A 19,063-nucleotide genomic window follows, 5' to 3' on the forward strand; every position below is an offset into this window, starting at 1 on the left:
AATTTATGAGTGGGTCTTTGACCCACTTTTTTTTTCCTGAATGGAATCAGAAATAATTGATATTACAAATAGTTGTCTCGCCAACACAGGCTACGAACTCGTTGATATAACCATTAAAGGCGAGAAAAAGAATAGGATCGTTGAGCTCTTTTTAGATAGTGTTGAACCGGTTTCTCTTGATGACCTGGCAAAGATCAGCCGGGACTTAAATGAGACACTTTCCGGTAAAGACGTAAATTCTTTCATATCGAAGCTTATAGTATCTTCTCCGGGTGTTGATAAGCCGTTTAGATTTCCATGGCAAATGAAAAAACACATCGGAAGGACGCTCGATATTGTGATGAATGACGGTACGAAGATGGAGGCGGTACTTAGGGATGTCGGTGATGATGGTGTTCTGGTCCTTGAAAAGGAAATTAAGAAAAGTAAAAAGAAGGATAAGAAATTATCCTCCGAAAATAACGAAGAAGTAAAAATTAAATTCACGGACGTTAAAGAGTCTAAAGTGAAAATCAAATTTTAAATTAAACAGGTAATGAATAAGTCAGATCTAATAGAAGCCTTTTCTATGATGGCTAAAGAAAAGAATATCGATAGGGATATTCTTGAAAGCGTGGTTAAGGATTCTTTCCGCAAAATGATGGAAAAGAAATACGGACCTGAAGCCAATTTTGATGTAATTGTTAATATGGAAAAGGGTAACATTGAGATTTTCCTCTATAAGACGGTCGTAGAAGAGATCGTTGACCCAAATACAGAAATAGATCCCGCAGGCGCGAAAGAGCAGTCGGGTGAAGATTTCGATGTGGGTGATGATTATGTAGAGGAAATGCCTATCGATGATTTCGGCAGAAGGCTCGTGCTCAATCTTAAACAGAATCTCAACCAGAAGATAAGGGAAATCGAAAAGGAAGTTACGTTTAATCAATATAAGGATGTCGTTGGTGAGATTATTGTCGGCGAGGTTTACCAGATAAAGCCGACCTCGATACTGCTTATTCATAACGGAAACGAAATAATCTTCCCGAAATCCGAACAGATTCAGAAAGAGCGTTACAGAAAAGGGGACACAGTTAGGGCTGTTATAAAGAGTGTTGAAAAAAGACAGTCCGGTCCGCCGCTTATTATTGCGTCGCGTACAGACGACCAGTTCCTTGTAAAACTATTTGAACTCGAAATACCTGAGATATATGACGGTATCATTGAAATTAAAGCTATTGCACGCGCTCCGGGTGAAAGAGCAAAGATCGCGGTTATTTCTAATGACGATAGGATCGACGCGGTCGGTGCGTGCGTGGGTATGAAGGGTATGCGTATACACTCTATAGTTAGAGAGCTGAGCAATGAGAACATCGACGTGATAAACTTTACCGATGATCCCGCTCTCTACATCGCAAGAGCTCTGTCACCTGCTAAGCTCCAGGATATTTATCTTGATACAGAAAACAAGGTCGCTAAAATCTATGCGGATGATGACCAGATGAGCCTTATTATTGGTAGGAACGGGCAGAACATAAAGCTTGCCTCCAGACTTACCGGTTATCAAATAGACGTTATCAAAGAGGAAGAAGATGAGGAAGAGGAAGAATCTGATGAGACAGGAGATGATGAAGTAGCGAATGAGGCAGGTGATGAGTCCGAAGAAGAAGTCGAAGAAACCGAAACGGTTGAGGACAGCGCGGAAGAGTCCGACGAAGACGCTGAGGAAAGTGAAGAAGACGAATCAGATGGGGATGAAGAGGAAGAAGAAAGTGATGAAGAGGCCGAAGAGTCCGACGAAGACGACGAAGAGGAAAACGAAGATGAATCGGAAAGCGAAGATGAAGAAGATGAGGATGAAGAGGAAGAAGAAGAAGAAAGTGAAGACGGAGATGATGAAGAAGAAAGCGTAGATGAAGAAGAACAAAAGAAAGAAACTTCAGAAGAGACTGAATAAACACGTTTTTTTGAGATTTGCTTATTATTTTATTATATTATTAGGAATTAAACAAGGATTTTTCATTTAAATGGTCAATACAAAGACACCGGTTGCAAAAAAGAAAAAGCTGATTTCGCTTGTTAAAGAGATTAACAGGTCGAAAGAGGATATTATTAAGTATCTCGACACCATCGGGGTGGACGGCGTTTCCATTAATACCTCGTTGGAGCCGGAGATCGTGGCAAAGGTATATTCACATTTTAAGAAAGATATAGAGGAGCAGGATAAACACCTTAAAAAGGTCGTGGACTTTGTTCAGAGGAATGATATTGCCATTTATGAGGCTGAAGAAAAGCTTAAACAGGAAGAAGAAGAAAAGGTTAAGCGTGAGGAAGAGGAGCGCGTAAGAAAAGCACTCGAAGAAGAGAACAGAAAGAAAGAAGAGGAAAGAAAAAAACAGGAAATAGCCGCCTACCAGGAACGCGAGAAGGCGAAAAAAGAACAGAAGGAACAGGAAAAGAAAGCTCCCGAAACTAAACAGGAAAAAGAAAGACCGGAAAGAAAAGAAGAACAGAGAAAACCGGTTCAGCAAAGAACTGATCATAAGCCAAGGGACAAGGGCGATCAGAAAAGACCTGATGGCAGACCGGATAAGAAAAAGAAAGCAAAGTTTGAAAGAGTTACTATAAAAGATATAAAGCCCCCAAAGAAAAAGCATCCCCAAAGGGGTGATCAAACAAAGCCGTCCGATAAGGCAGGTGGATCTACTCCTGCAAAACCGGGAGAATTTAAAAAAGTTGTCGGCAAAAAGGACAAAGACAAAAAGTTCAAGCCAGAGGACGCCCTCGAAAGAAAGAAAAAACAGAAGTTCACGAAAGGTCATAGAGCTAAAGATATTAGCCAGAGAGAGATTGACGACGCTATCCGTGAGACATTCGCAAAGATTGGAGAAGATGCAAATGCATCCGCCCGTACCATCGCGAGAAGAAGAAAGAAAAAAGAGAGGCTCGAACAGGAGCAAAAAGCTCAGGAGATTGCCGAATCACGCAGAAATGTTATTAAAGTAGCGGAATTCCTTTCTACTGCTGAACTTGCTAATCTCATGAATATTGAGCCTAACGAGATTATCAGGAAGTGTTTTGATCTCGGTATGATGGTATCCATTAACCAGAGATTGGAAAAGGACTTGATAGTGCTTCTTGCTGAAGAGTTTGGTTACATAATAGAGTTTCAGAGCGAATATGAAGAAGACGTACTTGAGGATAGCGATGACTCCGATGATGAATTAAAGGAACGTTCGCCCGTCGTTACTGTTATGGGTCACGTCGATCACGGTAAGACCTCTCTCCTCGACCAGGTGAGAAAGACGAACGTCGTTGCCGGTGAAGCCGGCGGTATTACTCAGCACATTGGTGCATACACCGTTGAGCTTAACAATGGAAAGAGCATTACGTTCCTCGACACTCCGGGTCACGAAGCGTTTACCGCGATGAGAGCCAGGGGAGGTCAGGCGGCGGATATTGTTATCCTTGTTGTTGCCGCAGATGACAGCGTTATGCCCCAGACGGTCGAGGCTATAAATCACGCTCTCGCCGCAAATGTTCCTATCGTCGTCGCAATAAACAAAGTTGATAAACCGGAATCAAATCCGGACAAAATAAAACAACAGCTCTCTGATAAAGGAATCCTTGTTGAAGAGTGGGGCGGTAAATATCAGTCTGTTGAGATATCAGCAAAATTTGGAAAGAACCTCGATACACTCCTAGAAAAAGTTCTTGTTGAGGCGGAGGTTCTTGAACTTAAGGCAAATCCCGATAGGCTTGCTCGCGGTGTTGTTATCGAAGCCAAAATGGACAAAGGAAAAGGTACTGTTGCTACCGTCCTCGTTCAGAAAGGTACACTTCGTATCGGTGACAATTTCATCGCCGGTATTTATCCGGGCAGGGTAAAGGCAATGTTCGACGAGCGTGAACATAAGATCGAGGAAGCCGGTCCTTCCCATGCCGTGCAGATACTCGGTTTCGATGGTATCCCGCAGGCAGGTGACACATTCGTTGCTCTCGAATCTGAAAGAGATATTAAAGAAATAGCTCTAAAAAGACAACAGCTCAAACGCGAGCAGGATTTCAGACAGGTTAGGTTTGTTACTCTCGATGACATCTCCAGGCAGATTCAGGAGGGTAAACAGGTCGAGCTTAATATTATCCTTAAAGCTGATACCGATGGCTCAGCTGAGGCGCTGTCCGATTCACTGCATAAGCTCACTACTTCCGAAACAAAGGTTAATGTTATTCATAAAGCTATCGGTCAGATCACTGAATCCGACATACTTCTTGCCGAAGCCTCCAATGCGGTTATCATCGGATTTAACGTCAGACCAAACCTTAACGCGAGAAAGCTTGCCGAGAAGCATAAAGTTGATGTAAGACTTTATAATATTATATACAACGTTCTTGAAGAAGTTAAACAGGCTCTCGAAGGTATGCTTGCACCGGAGATCTCCGAAAAAGTTACTGCTACAGTCGAGGTCAGGGAGGTGTTCAAGGTTCCGAAGATCGGAAATATTGCTGGATGCTATGTACAGGACGGAAAGATCACCAGGAATACAAAGGTAAGGCTCTTGAGAGACGGATTTGTTATTTTTGACGGAACGATTGCCTCTCTAAAGAGGATCAAGGACGACGTAAGAGAAGTAGAATCCGGTTACGAGTGCGGTATTGGTCTCGAAAATTTCAACGACATCAAAGTTGGTGATATTATCGAAGGCTACGAACTGATCGAGACAAAGAGAAAGCTTACTACTTCCGGAGCATAAAATTTTAATTTACATACGATGTCTATAAGAACCGATAAAGTTGCTGAAGAGATTAAGCACAAGTTGAATACTGCAATGTCACGAGATCTGGCAGAGCTTAATATGGGGCTGGTCACTATTTCGAATGTTATTATGTCTCCCGACCTAAAGCTCGCAAAAGTTTACGTAACATTCCTGGGAAACACCCTCCCCCCGGAGAAATGCGTCGAAAAGCTGAACCTCAGAAAAAGCCACATCAGGTATTTGCTGGGAAAAAGCATCCGGCTCAAATATACACCCGATCTTAAATTCTATTACGACGACACATTCGAATATGCCGACAGGATACAGAAGTTGCTAAACGACATCCATGACGACGACGAAAAAGAATAAAATATTCCCTGTTGTAAATTATGACGACGATGGAAGTGTCGATGTTGCAGCAATGGATGAATCGTATAGCGATGTGATCATTCTTGCCGATAAGCCAAAGGAATGGTCCAGCAACGGCGTATTAAACGTTCTTAAAAAAAAGCTTGGCATAAAAAAAGCGGGACACTCAGGAACACTAGACCCGATGGCTACGGGACTCCTCGTTATATGCACCGGCAAAATGACGAAAAAGATTTCCGGCTTCATCGATTATAATAAAGAGTACGAAGGCATTATAAAGATCGGAGCAAAAACCGAGAGCTTCGATACCGAGACAGAGGAGTATGATCTAACTGACGCATCTCATGTAACAGATGAAGATGTGGAAGCCGTTCGAAAAAAATTTCTCGGCGAGATCATGCAGATACCGCCTATGCATTCTGCGCTCAAGCACAAAGGCAAACCTCTTTACAAGCTCGCGCGCAAAGGAAAAGAGATTGATCGAGAACCCAGAAAGGTTACTGTTTCGGAGTTTGAATTAAAACGCGTTAACGAGAATGAACTTGCGTTTCGCATCTTATGTTCAAAAGGTACTTACATTAGAAGTATTGCAAATGATATCGGTGCTGAACTCGGTGTTGGCGGTTATTTAAAAGAATTAAGACGCACATCCGTAGGTGAATTTTCTCTCGGCGAAATGGATATGGAAATTAACGACATAAGGTTTAGAGTTCTGCCTTCTGAATAGAATATTTGTATTGAAGAACAGCGTCTAATTTAGTAATTTAATTATTCTTTTCGCGAAAGCGAATTTTTGCTCTTAAATATAGATTTTGCGAAACAGAGAGATGGCTGAGTGGTTGAAAGCGGCGGTCTTGAAAACCGTTGAGGCAGCAATGTCTCCGGGGGTTCGAATCCCTCTCTCTCTGCTAAATACCCCTAAATTGGGGTTTTTTTATGTATTATTCTTATGTATTAAAGAGTTTAAAAGACGGAAAATATTATTATGGTCATACCTCCGATCTTCAGACAAGATTGAAATACCATAATTCCGGTAAGGTTAGGTCTACCAAGGGAAGAAAACCTTTTGAAATAATATTTTATGAAGAATTTAAAACTAAATCGGAAGCATCAAAGCGAGAATTATTTTATAAAAGTATTGATGGATACAACTGGCTTAAGGAAAAGAAAATTATATGAGCAATGTCTCCAAGGTTCTCCCGTAGGGACTCCTTCGGAGGAATCCCTCTCTCTCTGCTAAATACCCCTAAATTGGGGTTTTTTTATTCCTGACCAATAAAGAATTTAGAGTAATTTAGCATATTGTTGTAGATTTTTTCCACAGTGATTAAAGCTATTTAACTCAAGATTTTCGAATTCTCACGCTTACTCACCTTTTATTATTAGCTCTAAGGCTATTTTTTTACAATATTTATAGTTTTTATAGTAGATTTGTATTGCTAATTATTTTTAATTAGAATAAATTAGTATCCCTGCTAATATTTCTCCCTTATGTTAGTTCCGGGGCTTTTTATATGCACAATTCTTAACTAAACGGGAACAAGGGTATCATAACATGTCAAAAATTCTTATTGTAGACGATGAACAGCTTTCAAGGGTCATCCTTAAGCAGATCGTTACTAACATCGGGCATGAAGCCGTAGTCGTAGAAAACGGTGAAAAAGCTCTCGAAAGATTAAAGCAGATAAAGTTCGATATAGTTCTTACCGACTTCAGCATGCCTAAAATGAACGGGTTTGAACTTACAAAAAAAGCGCTTGAGATCGATCCGGCGCTTATCGTAATTCTTATTACTGCTTACGGTACTATAAAAGACGCGGTCGAAGCAATTAAACTCGGTGCGTTCGATTATCTCACCAAACCAGTCAATAAAGACGAGCTCGAGCTTGCGCTAAAACGCGGTCTGGAAAGAATATCTCTTGTTAAAGAGGTAACTCTTTTAAGACAAAAGGTAGCAAAGGAAGAGCAGGAGTTTGAATATCTCACCGAGAATAATGATATAAAGAAAATTCTTAACGAAGCGATAAAGCTCGGCGATAGTGATTCGACGATCCTCGTCACCGGTGAGAGCGGAACAGGCAAAGAATATCTCGGACGCTTCATTCACAAAAACAGCCCGCGAGCGAATAACCAGTTCGTTGTTGTCAGCTGTTCCTCTGTGCCGAGCCAGGTGCTCGAGTCACAGCTCTTTGGTCACGTAAAGGGAGCATTCGATGACGCGCACGAGGACCATAAGGGATACTTCGAGATAGCCGATGACGGCACGATATTCCTCGATAATATTTCGGAGCTCGATCCCCAGCTTCAGCTTAAGCTTGTCTCCGTGCTTCAGAATAAACAGTTTACAAGAGTGGGTGACGATAAGGTCGTTTCCACAAACGCTCGCATAGTTGCCGCGTCCAGCAAGAACCTGCAGGACATGATTAAAGAAGGTAAGTTCAGGGAAGACCTTTATTATATACTTAACGTCTTCGAATTCCATCTCCCTGCATTGCAGGATAGACCGGAAGATATTATTCTTTATTTCCTTAAGTTCGTCAATGAGTTCGCTAAGAAGAATAATAAGAAGATAAAGGAGATCTCGCCTGAGATAAAGTCCGCGCTTCTCAGCTATGAGTGGCCCGGAAATATCCGCGAACTCAAAAACACTGCCGAGCGTGTTACTATACTATCCGAGACAGGAAGGATAACCGCCGACCTGCTTCCCGATAAGATGTTCATGACGGACGGGGAGAGCGACGAAAGTGACATACTGCTCACTAACGATTTCAACGAGAACAAAAAGGAGATAATCCGCCAGTTCGAGAAAAAGTTTATCAGTAAGTTCCTCAAGCTCAATCGCGGTAATGTCACGGCAACAGCCCGCGAGATTAATTACCACCCGGTTACCCTAAGGCAGAAGATCATCAGCCTTGGTATAAATCCGAAAGATTTCAAAAAGAAACTCAACTAAGAAGTCTGTTAGACCTTAAGGGAGGTCTTACTAGAAAAAGAAATCCCGCTGTTCTTTTGAATGGCGGGATTTTTTATTAAACCGTTGTCTTTTGAAAATATCTAATTTTTAAAAAGACTATGAAGTATCATAATGACTATAAGCTAGGTCCGTGGCTAAAATTATTGCTGTTAGCGAAACTGAAATTCTTTGGATGGCTTTTCTATTAGACTCGATGAACCCGCTCATGTAGGGATCGTCGCTCACGTCTATCACATGGACTATCGAATGCCTCTCCCTCTGGAATAGCGTGCTCTGTGCCGGCTGAAACGAAAAGTTCAGCGCTATGAGCAGTATTGCTGTAAATATCAGTCTCTTTGCGTCCATAAAAAAAGTTAAGGATTATATGACTCTATAACAATGAACTAACCACGCGAAGTTTCCCCCTCCATTCCTAAATTGCATAACAATAGTTAAATGAGTAATTTATACTTTCTAATCTAAGAGAGGGTTTTGCTCATAGGGTTAATAGCCGGTTTGATCACCGGATTTCTGCTTTCGATGCCCCCCATGGGACCAACCAACTTTGCCATCATGGCAAAAGGGTTCAAAGGCGAAAGAAAAAATGGCATTGCCATCGGCGCGGGCGCGGGGTTTATGGATATGGTCTACATTCTTATATCCTACGGCGGATTTGCCCTCATTATCGGATTGATCCCCGATTCCGTCATCGCTTTCTATGAAAGCAACACTCACATTTTCAAAATTGCTCTTACTTCCGTCGGCTGTATTGTCGTCGTTTATTACGGATTTAAGATAATGCGCACAAAGCTCGAATCTTCCGTCCGCGACAGGAACGTAAACGCCGAGGATTTCGAAAAGCAGATAAAGCACTCTCGCACAGTCCTCGAACTCAACAGGCAGAGGCTCGATAAGTTCCTGCATACGCACCTCTCAGAGAAAGCCCGTGAGAAAGAAAGGCTTTATGAACACTCGGAGGAACACCTGAAAAAGCACCTCGACGAGGACCTTCACGATGAAGTTATCAAATTCAAACGCGACATAGAAAAAGGGGAGAAACAGCTCGAGGAGATTATGAACTCCGCGAACCATTCCCCCGATGACAATTCCCGTATATGGGCTAACTTTATTACCGGCTGTGTGATGTGTGTGTCATCTATTACTCTTCCGGCGTCATGGTTTCTTATAGTGAGCTACCTCAAAGGCTATAAAATAATCGGTACGGATTTCCCCTCCGGTCTCGCGTACGGGCTTGGAGTATGGGCGGGATCCGTCGCGTGGTTTTACATTCTTGTGACGAGTATATCCAAAAATGTCCATAAGATAAGCCCCGGGGCTCTCAATAAGATCAATATTGCCGTAGGTATAATACTCTTCGGACTGGGCTTTTTCCTTCTCTATAAAGTTTTCGACTACGCATTATCTTGATTGTTACATCACCCGTTTTTATTATTTGTTATATCTCCATAAAATTAAAAAAAGCTTGGTATTACCTGATACAATATGGTTGTTGATAAGAAAATATGCGGTTACTGCCAGTCCCCGATAAAGAACGAGGCGGAGACAGTGGTCTGTCCCGGGTGCGGAACGCCTTACCATAAGGACTGCTGGAAAGAGAATAAAGGCTGTGCTGTTTACGGATGCAATGAAAAGGCAGTTTACACGCAGGAGTCGAGCGTCGGTGACATGTATGTTAATATTGAGTACCTAATCAACGAGAGAAGGTTTGCCGATGCCATCACCGAAGCCAAACGCATCATCGAAAGCGACGGCGACAGCATTAAAGCAAAGCGCTATTACAATAAAGCGGTGTCACTCATCAATACGAAGATAAAACTCCTGAACGAAGCTGAGAATGCTTTTACGAAAGGGGATTACCGTAGTGCGGAGATATACTATTCCAATGCGGTACAGTTCCTTGATGATGAAGAGAGGAAGATGAATGATGCGCGCATCGCCGCCGTCAGGGAAAAGGTCCCCCAGGAAATTAAACGGAGAAAGATAAATAACTTTATAACGGGCTTTGTTGTCGTGCTGATACTTGTTGCGATCGCGTACGCTGCGTACTATTTCGTAGTTCTGAAAGAGGACAGGGATTTTGCTGAGATAGAAAGAAAAGATAATACTGAAGATGTGAAAGAGATGGAGATGCAATTATCCGCCTACCAGCGGTTCGCCATGAAGTACCGTGACGGGCGGAATTATGATAAAGCCATGGATAAGGTAAGTTACTTCTCCGGGATACTTGCCGACAGCCTCGCATCGAGTGACTGGCGCGGAGCGATGCGGTACCTCAAAAAAATAGATAAGGACAGGAGCGCAAAAACATACAGCGACGTTTACAGAAAAATATACTCCTCTGCTTCATCCGAATTCAGCGAGAACGTTTCCACTGCAAAAAAGCTTAACTCGATGAAAAAGTACATCGAAGCCAAAAATATGATGGAGCAGGCTCTGGACATAATCAAGGAATTCCCCGATTCTAAAATTGCCGAGCAAAGAGAAAAGCTGAATTCCAATATTATGATACTCTCGGATAAGGCAGCATCTATGATGAAGTATGAGAATATACAGGTCGAGATACAGGAAAAATTGGATGAACTGAAGAAATATGGTGGTGAAGCCGATACGAAATCGGATGCCACTACGGTACTAAACATCACTATCGAGGAAAAACTAAATAATTCCACATTTTTAGCCAAATCGAGTGAAAAAGGGTCCCTTTTGGCAGTAAAAGCGGGTGATTTAGGCTTTAAAGTGGGAGAATTCGTTAGCATAGACGCAACAAAGACCGGGACCGTGGACATCGAGACCTCCGACGGCAAAGAAATGACCATCCCCCTATATACCCCTGTAAAAGAAGAACTTGGTCTCACCAACATTTCCCCGGACAGGTATGAAAGGGAATCCATCCTCCAGAGACTGGAATATTTGAAGTCCCAGCGAAGTAGATTGGACAGCATTTTGAGCGCAAAATTGCTCTGAAAATGACCCCTTGATCCACCCCAAATCACATCACCTGGAGGACGCTAAATAACAGTTCTGTATAAGAATTAAGCACTGGTTTGGTATTGCATTAAATCGTAAATATAGGTAATTTGATGCTTATCCCTTTTTCAGGGTGAAGTACGTTCGGGTAGGTAGCGAAGCGGTCAAACGCAACAGACTGTAAATCTGTCGACAAATGTCTTCGGAGGTTCGAATCCTTCCCTACCCACGACATACTATTTTCTTTTGCGAAAAATTTTTGCGGTGGTAACTCAATTGGTAGAGTCACAGCCTTCCAAGCTGTTGGTTGCGGGTTCGAGTCCCGTCCGCCGCTCGAGAAAAGTTTTTTGAAAGTGAAGTTCTTTTTCTAAAAAAGGAATTGCAATTGCTGATGTAGCTCAGTTGGTAGAGCACTTCCTTGGTAAGGAAGAGGTCACCGGTTCAATCCCGGTCATCAGCTCGAAAGAAAAAATTCTTACGGGTGTAGCTCAATTGGTAGAGTAGCGGTCTCCAAAACCGTTGGTTGGGGGTTCGAGTCCCTCCTCCCGTGCGAAAGAAGTTTTAGAGTTTAATAATTTTTAATCCGGTATATGAAGGATAAAATCTTAGGTTATTTCACGGACGTTTACAAAGAAATGAGAAAGGTCACCTGGCCTAAAAAGCAGGAGCTTATCGATTCGACAAAAATAGTGCTTGTGACTATGGTATTGTTTGCGATTTTTGTTTACCTGATAGATAAGGGAATTAGTGAAATATTAAACGTGATATTCTAATGGTCGAAGAAAAAGATAACATAGAAAACGAAGAGACAACTGACGAGAAAGATCTCAACGAAGTAGAGCAGGACGATTCACAGGAAGAGTCCAATGACCCGCTCATGGAAGAAGTGAAAGAAGAAATGCAGGAGGCAGAGCGCGAAGAAAAAGAGCACGAAGAGGTATTTGAGCAGGCGGCAATTGACAAGGAAAGAGACGACAGCGAGAGCGTAGAGGAACAACTCGAGCAAAAGATGGAAGAGGAATACACCGACACCGGAAACGAAGCCGCTCCCACTGAGCAGGTGGAGGATTCACAGGAAGAGGAAGAGTCGGAAGAAGAGAAAGACGAGCAAAAGAAGGAAGAAGTCGAGCAAGTGGAAGAATCTATGGAAGGCTCCGCCGAAGGATCGGACAAAGAGAAAAAAGACGAGAACGTCATCGATATAGATGACGAGAGATACAGATGGTATGCTGTCAGGATAATCTCCGGACACGAAAACAAGGTAAAGGCATACCTCGACAGCGAGATAAAGACAGAAGGCTACGATGACAGGATAAAGAACGTTCTTATTCCGCTGGAAAAAGTGTTCGAAGTGAAGGGCGGAAAGAAAAAGGTAAAGTATAAGAACTTCCTGCCGGGATATATACTCATTCAGGCAGAGCTGGACGACAAGATAAGGAATTTCATTTCACAGGCGCCGTCCATAATCAACATGGTTGGCTCGAAGAGTGTTCAGGGAACGAAGCTCGAACCGATCCCGCTAAAGAAGAATGAAGTTAAGAGGATTGCTTCACTGCTGAGCGAGGAGTCGGAAACCGAGAAGATAGATCTTCACCTGAATGTGGGCGACCCGGTAAAGGTTACCAGCGGACCGTTCAACAATTTCAGCGGAAACGTGCTGGAGATAAACACGGAGAAGATGAAGGTAAAGGTCATGGTGAGCATATTTGGAAGAAAGACACCTATAGAGCTGGAGTTCACTCAAATTGAAAAAGAAAAATAACACATAACTTTTATATAATAATTCATGGCAAAAAAGATAGACGGCTACATTAAGCTGCAGATACCTGCAGGACAGGCAACAATGGCGCCACCGGTCGGACCGGCGCTCGGTCAGAGAGGTGTGAACGGTATGGAGTTCTGCAAGCAGTTTAATGCAAGGACACAGGACAAACAGGGTCTGATTATCCCTGTGGTTATCACGGTATTCTCCGATAAGTCATTCACATTCATTACAAAGACTCCTCCGGCGGCAGTATTATTGCTCAGAGCCGCAGGTCTTCCAAAAGGTTCTGGCGAGCCTAATAAGACTAAAGTAGGAAAAGTGAACGAAGGTCATCTCCGCGAGATAGCAGAGACTAAGATGAAAGACCTTAACGCGAGAGACGTTGAGCACGCAATGAACATGATCGCAGGTACTGCGCGAAGCATGGGCATCACAGTCGAGAAATAACTGAGAGATAAAAAAGAAAAATTTTAATCTGTATATAAGATGAAACTCACAAAGAATCAAAAAGCTGTAAAAGAATTATTCGATCCGGAAAAAATGTATTCCGTCGATGAAGCGGTAACTATATTAAAGAAATCCGCAAAAGCAAAGTTCGACGAATCGGTCGAAGTAGCGATGAAGCTCGGTGTGGACCCAAAACACGCGGACCAGGTGGTAAGAGGAACTGTATCCCTTCCAAACGGAACGGGTAAAAGCGTCAGGGTGCTGGTGATCGCAAAAGAAGACAAGCATGAGGAAGCTAAAGAAGCTGGTGCAGACCACGTGGGATTCGAAGATTATCTGAATAAGATAAAAGAAGGCTGGACGGACATCGATGTCATTATCGCGACACCGGATTCGATGGCAGAGCTTGGAAAGCTCGGTAAAGTTTTGGGACCGAGAGGTCTTATGCCTAACCCCAAGAGCGGAACCGTAACTCCAAAGGTGGGCGAGGCAGTAAAAGAAGTTAAAGCAGGTAAAATAGATTTTAGAGTTGATAAAGCAGGTATCGTACATTCAGCAGTCGGAAAGGCTTCATTTGCAGAAGACAAACTGGCAGAGAATATTTCGACATTCATTAGCACGATCATAAAACTGAAACCTGCGGCAGCAAAAGGCACGTATGTAAAGTCAATTTATGTTTCGACCACGATGGGACCGGGAGTTCAGATAGACCCGGCGCAGACAGCAGGTAAAAAGGCTGCCTAATGTAGTGAGCCGGTGAATAACCGGTTATTAAATAGCTTACGCACTCAGTATAATTATATGGTATCTTGTCAGAACCTCGCTTCACGCTCCCGACAGGTACCGCTGATTTCACAAACAAAGTAAAAATGGATAAACAGCAAAAAGCAGATCTGACCAACGAGCTGAAAGACATGTTTGACAATGCAGGCGCGCTGTACATGACCGATTTTACGGGCATGACGGTAGCCGATGTAGAACAGTTACGTGACGAATTCTACAAAGCTAACGTAAAATACAGAGTAGTAAAGAACACGCTTGCCTTACGCGCTTTAAAAGAGTCCGATAAGTATTCCGAATTTTCGGATAAGTTCGCGGAGTTTCTAAAAGGTCCTACAAGCATCGCATTTTCGGATGACGACCCGATAGCTCCCGCAAAGATCCTGAAAAAGTTCTTCGACGATAAGGAAAGGCCTGTCTTTAAGATGGCGATGGTCGAGAACGAATTTTACGGGTCGGACAAACTAAAGCAGTTAGCGTCTTTACAGTCCAAAGAGGAACTAATTGGCGGCATAATTTATTGTATAAATTATCCAATAACCGGTATCGTTGGCGCTATAAATTCGACTATGCGAGACTTATTCAGTGTGATCGAAGAAGTTGCAAAGAAACAAAACAATTAAAAATTTTAAAATTATTAATTTAATAGAGGAATAAAAAATGTCAGTAGAAGAATTGGTAGACGCGATATCGAAGCTTACCCTTTCGGAAGCATCGGATCTTAAAAAAGCGCTCGAAGAGAAATTTGACGTGCAAGCAGCAGCTCCTATTATGATGGGTGGTATGATGCCTGCAGGTGACGGTGGCGCAGGTGCGGCAGCAGAAGAGAAGACGGAATTCACCGTTGAGCTCGTAGAAGCAGGCGCGCAAAAGATCAACGTTATCAAAGCAGTTAAGGCTGCAACCGGTCTTGGATTAACTGAAGCTAAGCAATTAGTTGAAGGTGCGCCAAAACCTGTAAAGGAAAATGTATCTAAGGAAGAAGCCGAGAAGCTGAAAGCTGAATTAGAAGCTGCAGGCGCAAAGGTAGAACTTAAGTAAATTTCCTAAACAGAAAATATATCCAAAACATCCAAATTGAATTTATTTCTTTTTATAATATGAATAGTCCCGTCCCGGAAAACCGGGAACGGGATTGTTCATTAATTTCATCGGAGGAATAAACATGCCAACAAGCGAAGTAAAGATGGGACTGCCTCCCATCAATGATAAGAATGATAGGCTAACATTTTCAAAGTCAAGGATAACGAGTGATCCCGAAGATCTGTTAAACGTTCAGGTACAATCCTATTTGGATTTCCTCCAGGAGAACGTTCCCGCGAATAAGAGAAAATCCGTCGGATTACAGAAAGTATTCGAAGACAACTTTCCTATTACGGACTCGAGAGAGACCGCAATACTGGAATTCGTAGAGTATTATGTTGAGAAACCACCATACACTATTATAGAGTGCCAGGAGCAGGGACTGACCTATTCGGTTCCTATCAAAGTAAAGCTCAGGTTATCGACAAAACCAAACGCCGCCGCGAAAGAGTATAACTACGTTCTGGAACAGGACGTGTATCTCGGAAATCTTCCTTACATGACACAAAGAGGAAGCTTCATCATCAATGGCGCCGAGAGGGTTATCGTGAGCCAGCTCCACAGGTCGCCGGGTGTTGTATTCGGCGAATCCACGCACGCAAACGGTACGAAGCTGTTTTCTGCGAGGGTTATTCCTTACAAAGGTTCATGGGTGGAATTTACGACAGACATTAACGACCTGCTTTACGCATACGTAGATAGAAAGAAGAAATTCTACTTCTCTACACTGCTAAAGGCTCTGGGCTTTAACGAAAAAACTCAGATGCTCGAGCTGTTCGGACTGGTCGAGACGATCAATATTAACAACAACAATTACCTCGATTATGAGAATAGGGTGGTTGTCGAGAATGTTATAAATAAAGAGACGGGCGACGATCTCGAAATTCACGAGAACACTGCTTTATCGAAAGAGCAGTTGGTCGAAATAATGAACGCGAAGATAAAGGAACTGAAGGTGCTCAAACCTGATGCTACCGACGGTGAGATTATCATCTATAATACTATAATGAGCGATGACGAAGAAAGCGATATACTTGTAGAAAAAGCCGCGGAGATTGATAAGATCGGCGGAAAGAAATCCCGCATGATGATGGAAACCGATGCAGAGACAGCAAAGAGCTACATCGAAAAGCTGTTCTTTAACCCGAAGAAATACGATCTCGGAAGCGTCGGAAGATACAAAATAAATTACAAGCTGGGTCTGAAGATCGACCCGCATATCACTATATTAACTCTCGAAGATATAGTAGAGATAATCAGCTATATCAGGGACCTCGTCGATAATAAGATGACTGTGGATGACATTGATCACCTTGGAAATAGAAGAGTAAGGACGGTTGCCGAGCAGTTAGCACAGCAATTCGGACTTGGTCTGTCCAGAATGATAAGGACTATCAGGGAAAAGATGAGCATACATGACGAGGACAGCCTTACCCCGTCGAGACTGATAAGCGCGAGACCAATAACCAGCGCGCTGGCATCATTCTTCGGAACAAGCCAGCTGTCGCAGTTCATGGATCAAACGAATCCTCTCTCCGAAATGACACACAAGAGAAGGATCAGCGCACTCGGACCGGGCGGTCTGTCCAGGGAGAGAGCAGGCTTCGAAGTTCGTGACGTTCACTATACTCACTACGGACGTCTCTGTCCTATCGAAACCCCGGAAGGTCCTAACATCGGACTCATCTCCTCGCTTTGTATTCACGCGAGGGTGAATGATCTCGGATTCATCGAGACTCCGTACAGAAAAGTAGTAAACGGAAAAGTAACAAACGAAATAGAATACCTTTCGGCGGAAATAGAAGACCTTTTCAAGATCGCGCAGGCAAATGAGCCGGTGGATAACAAAGGTAACTTCCTGAACGAAAAGGTAAGAGCAAGATTCAGAGGGGACTTCCCGACACTTGGGCACGAAGAAGTGGAATACATGGACATTGCGACCAACCAGATCGTGAGCGCGGCGGCGGCATTGATACCGTTCCTCGAGCATGATGACGCTAATAGAGCGCTGATGGGAAGCAATATGCAGAGGCAGGCAGTTCCTCTGCTCAGACCGCAGGCACCGTTCGTCGGAACCGGCTTTGAGGAGATTGTAGCCAGGGATTCAAGATCGATGATAGCTGCGGAAGCCGACGGTGTTGTTGAGTATGTATCGGCTGACAGGATAATAGTTAAATACAGTATAAGAGAAGATTCGGAGGAGAACCTGCTGAATTTTGAAGACGCGCAGAGAGTAGAATACAGACTGACAAAGTTCCTCAGAACCAACCAGGACACTTCGATTAACCAGAGACCGATTGTAATTGAAGGTCAAAGGGTTAAGAAAGGCGACATTCTTGCTGACGGTTCATCTACGGACAATGGCGAGCTGGCGCTCGGAAGGAACGTGCTCGTTGCATTCATGCCGTGGAGAGGATATAACTATGAGGATGCTATTATCATCAGCGAAAGGATAGTGTCCAAAGACGTTTACACATCCGTTCACATCGAAGAATTCAGCCTCGAGGTAAGAGATACCAAGAGGGGAGAGGAAGAGCTTACTAAGGAGATCCCGAACGTAAGTGAAGAAGCTACGAAAGACCTTGACGAGAACGGTATTATAAGAATAGGTGCTGAAGTAAAAGAAGGCGACATCCTTATCGGTAAGGTCACCCCGAAGGGCGAAACCGAGCCGACACCGGAAGAAAAGCTCCTTAGAGCGATATTCGGTGATAAAGCCGGCGACGTTAAAGACGCATCTCTCAAAGCTCCTCCCGGACTCAAGGGTATAGTAATCAATAGAAAGCTATTCTCCAGAAAGACCAGGGATACCGAGAGCAAGAGAGAAGAAAAGAAGAAAATTGACAGGTACGAGTCAAACCGAAAAGAAGAGATAAAGGAAGCTACGGAGAAATTCGCCGAGAAGCTCGGTATCCTGCTGAATGGAAAAGACTCCACAGGTGTAAGGGATGCAAAGGGTAACATGGCGATCAGGAGCGGGGTGCATTTTAAGAAGGACACCTTCACCACGATGCTCGAAAAGAAAACACACGACCTGAACGACTTCGATTACGACAGCGAATGGGTAGCCAATAAGAGATCCAATGAAATGCTTCCGGATATCTATAAGAACTATAAGTACAAGATTAACGAGATAGAAGAGAAGTACAAAAGATTAAAAGTAAAAGTAACGCTTGGTGACGAACTGCCAACGGGTGTAGTTAAGCTGGCAAAGGTATACGTAGCGAAAAAGAGGAAGCTCTCGGTCGGTGATAAGATGGCTGGTAGGCACGGAAACAAGGGTGTTGTCGCAAAGATAGTACCCGTGGAAGACATGCCGTTTATGCCGGACGGAACCCCGATAGATATCCTGCTTAATCCGCTTGGTGTGCCGTCGAGGATGAACCTTGGTCAGTTGTATGAAACAGCCCTCGGATGGGCGGCAAACGTCCTCGGTGTGAAATTCGCTACACCGATATTCGACGGAGCTACAGTGGAAGAGATAGAGAAGAACCTCGAAGCAGCGGGTCTTCCTACCAATTCCAGAACTGAGCTATTCGACGGAAGAACGGGCGAGAAGTTCGACCAGAGGGTTACTATAGGTTATATTTATATGCTCAAACTCTCGCACCTTGTCGATGATAAGATACACGCAAGGTCGATTGGACCATACTCACTTATCACTCAACAGCCACTGGGAGGTAAAGCCCAGTTCGGCGGACAGAGGTTTGGAGAGATGGAATGCTGGGCACTGCAGGGCTACGGCGCTGCGAACGTATTGCAGGAAATGCTTACGGTTAAAAGTGACGATGTTCAGGGAAGAAGCAAGGTATATGAATCGATCATTAAAGGGGACAACCTGCCCGAACCGGGTACTCCGGAATCCTTCAACGTACTGCTGAAGGAACTGCAGGGATTATGTCTCGATATAAATCTCGAATGATAACGGTGTATTATATCAGG

17 protein-coding genes and 5 tRNA genes are annotated in these 19,063 nt (G+C 43.5%); 21 read left to right on the forward strand and 1 reads right to left on the reverse strand.

The window, feature by feature from the left end:
- Positions 1 to 40: 40 nt before the first annotated feature.
- From H6614_02515 to H6614_02550, 8 genes are all read left to right on the forward strand, one after another.
- Positions 41 to 523 (forward strand): hypothetical protein, encoded by a 483-nt coding sequence (locus H6614_02515; protein MCB9242530.1) that lies wholly within the window; start codon positions 41 to 43, stop codon positions 521 to 523.
- Between the two features lie 12 nt (positions 524 to 535).
- Complete coding sequence (nusA, locus tag H6614_02520; GenBank protein ID MCB9242531.1) at positions 536 to 1,936, forward strand: transcription termination factor NusA; 1,401 nt, start codon at positions 536 to 538, stop codon at positions 1,934 to 1,936.
- 70 nt (positions 1,937 to 2,006) lie between these two features.
- Positions 2,007 to 4,733, forward strand: a complete 2,727-nt coding sequence (gene infB, locus H6614_02525; protein ID MCB9242532.1) for a translation initiation factor IF-2 — start codon at positions 2,007 to 2,009, stop codon at positions 4,731 to 4,733.
- Between the two features lie 18 nt (positions 4,734 to 4,751).
- Positions 4,752 to 5,105, forward strand: coding sequence for a 30S ribosome-binding factor RbfA (rbfA, locus tag H6614_02530; protein MCB9242533.1), 354 nt, complete (start codon positions 4,752 to 4,754; stop codon positions 5,103 to 5,105).
- A 52-nt stretch (positions 5,106 to 5,157) separates the two neighbouring features.
- Entirely contained in the window at positions 5,158 to 5,832 is a 675-nt protein-coding gene (gene truB / locus H6614_02535; GenBank protein ID MCB9242534.1) for a tRNA pseudouridine(55) synthase TruB, read from the forward strand.
- Between the two features lie 94 nt (positions 5,833 to 5,926).
- Positions 5,927 to 6,013 (forward strand) — tRNA-Ser (locus H6614_02540).
- A gap of 28 nt (positions 6,014 to 6,041) precedes the next feature.
- Positions 6,042 to 6,284, forward strand: a complete 243-nt coding sequence (locus tag H6614_02545; protein ID MCB9242535.1) for a GIY-YIG nuclease family protein — start codon at positions 6,042 to 6,044, stop codon at positions 6,282 to 6,284.
- Positions 6,285 to 6,660: 376 nt separating this feature from the next.
- On the forward strand, positions 6,661 to 8,058 hold the full coding sequence (locus H6614_02550) for a sigma-54-dependent Fis family transcriptional regulator (protein MCB9242536.1): 1,398 nt from the start codon (positions 6,661 to 6,663) through the stop codon (positions 8,056 to 8,058).
- Between the two features lie 117 nt (positions 8,059 to 8,175).
- Here the strand turns inward: H6614_02550 and H6614_02555 are convergent, their stop codons facing one another.
- The gene (locus H6614_02555; protein ID MCB9242537.1) at positions 8,176 to 8,424 is read right to left on the reverse strand and encodes a hypothetical protein; all 249 of its coding nucleotides are present in this window, start codon (positions 8,422 to 8,424) and stop codon (positions 8,176 to 8,178) included.
- A 126-nt stretch (positions 8,425 to 8,550) separates the two neighbouring features.
- On the opposite strand from H6614_02555, the gene H6614_02560 reads away from it, so the two are divergent.
- The 13 genes from H6614_02560 to rpoB all read left to right on the forward strand — a co-directional run bounded on the left by H6614_02560 (position 8,551) and on the right by rpoB (position 19,043).
- Positions 8,551 to 9,486, forward strand: a complete 936-nt coding sequence (locus H6614_02560; protein MCB9242538.1) for a LysE family transporter — start codon at positions 8,551 to 8,553, stop codon at positions 9,484 to 9,486.
- A gap of 75 nt (positions 9,487 to 9,561) precedes the next feature.
- The gene (locus H6614_02565; GenBank protein MCB9242539.1) at positions 9,562 to 11,043 is read left to right on the forward strand and encodes a hypothetical protein; all 1,482 of its coding nucleotides are present in this window, start codon (positions 9,562 to 9,564) and stop codon (positions 11,041 to 11,043) included.
- 149 nt (positions 11,044 to 11,192) lie between these two features.
- A tRNA-Tyr gene (locus H6614_02570) sits at positions 11,193 to 11,275 on the forward strand.
- 32 nt (positions 11,276 to 11,307) lie between these two features.
- Positions 11,308 to 11,380, forward strand: a tRNA-Gly gene (locus H6614_02575).
- Between the two features lie 53 nt (positions 11,381 to 11,433).
- A tRNA-Thr gene (locus H6614_02580) sits at positions 11,434 to 11,506 on the forward strand.
- A 17-nt stretch (positions 11,507 to 11,523) separates the two neighbouring features.
- A tRNA-Trp gene (locus tag H6614_02585) sits at positions 11,524 to 11,596 on the forward strand.
- A 40-nt stretch (positions 11,597 to 11,636) separates the two neighbouring features.
- Positions 11,637 to 11,819, forward strand: coding sequence for a preprotein translocase subunit SecE (gene secE, locus H6614_02590; protein MCB9242540.1), 183 nt, complete (start codon positions 11,637 to 11,639; stop codon positions 11,817 to 11,819).
- A 428-nt stretch (positions 11,820 to 12,247) separates the two neighbouring features.
- Positions 12,248 to 12,808 carry a transcription termination/antitermination factor NusG gene (gene nusG / locus H6614_02595; GenBank protein ID MCB9242541.1) on the forward strand — a complete coding sequence of 187 codons (561 nt, stop codon included), beginning with the start codon at positions 12,248 to 12,250 and terminating at the stop codon, positions 12,806 to 12,808.
- Positions 12,809 to 12,832: 24 nt separating this feature from the next.
- Positions 12,833 to 13,258, forward strand: a complete 426-nt coding sequence (gene rplK, locus H6614_02600) for a 50S ribosomal protein L11 (GenBank protein MCB9242542.1) — start codon at positions 12,833 to 12,835, stop codon at positions 13,256 to 13,258.
- 39 nt (positions 13,259 to 13,297) lie between these two features.
- Complete coding sequence (locus H6614_02605; protein MCB9242543.1) at positions 13,298 to 14,002, forward strand: 50S ribosomal protein L1; 705 nt, start codon at positions 13,298 to 13,300, stop codon at positions 14,000 to 14,002.
- Between the two features lie 65 nt (positions 14,003 to 14,067).
- Complete coding sequence (locus H6614_02610; GenBank protein ID MCB9242544.1) at positions 14,068 to 14,661, forward strand: 50S ribosomal protein L10; 594 nt, start codon at positions 14,068 to 14,070, stop codon at positions 14,659 to 14,661.
- A 37-nt stretch (positions 14,662 to 14,698) separates the two neighbouring features.
- Positions 14,699 to 15,079 (forward strand): 50S ribosomal protein L7/L12, encoded by a 381-nt coding sequence (gene rplL / locus H6614_02615; GenBank protein ID MCB9242545.1) that lies wholly within the window; start codon positions 14,699 to 14,701, stop codon positions 15,077 to 15,079.
- Positions 15,080 to 15,224: 145 nt separating this feature from the next.
- The gene (gene rpoB / locus H6614_02620; GenBank protein MCB9242546.1) at positions 15,225 to 19,043 is read left to right on the forward strand and encodes a DNA-directed RNA polymerase subunit beta; all 3,819 of its coding nucleotides are present in this window, start codon (positions 15,225 to 15,227) and stop codon (positions 19,041 to 19,043) included.
- Positions 19,044 to 19,063: the final 20 nt, after the last annotated feature.

This window comes from Ignavibacteriales bacterium, assembly GCA_020635255.1.
Taxonomy (GTDB): domain Bacteria; phylum Bacteroidota; class Ignavibacteria; order Tepidaquicellales; family Tepidaquicellaceae; genus JAEYVS01.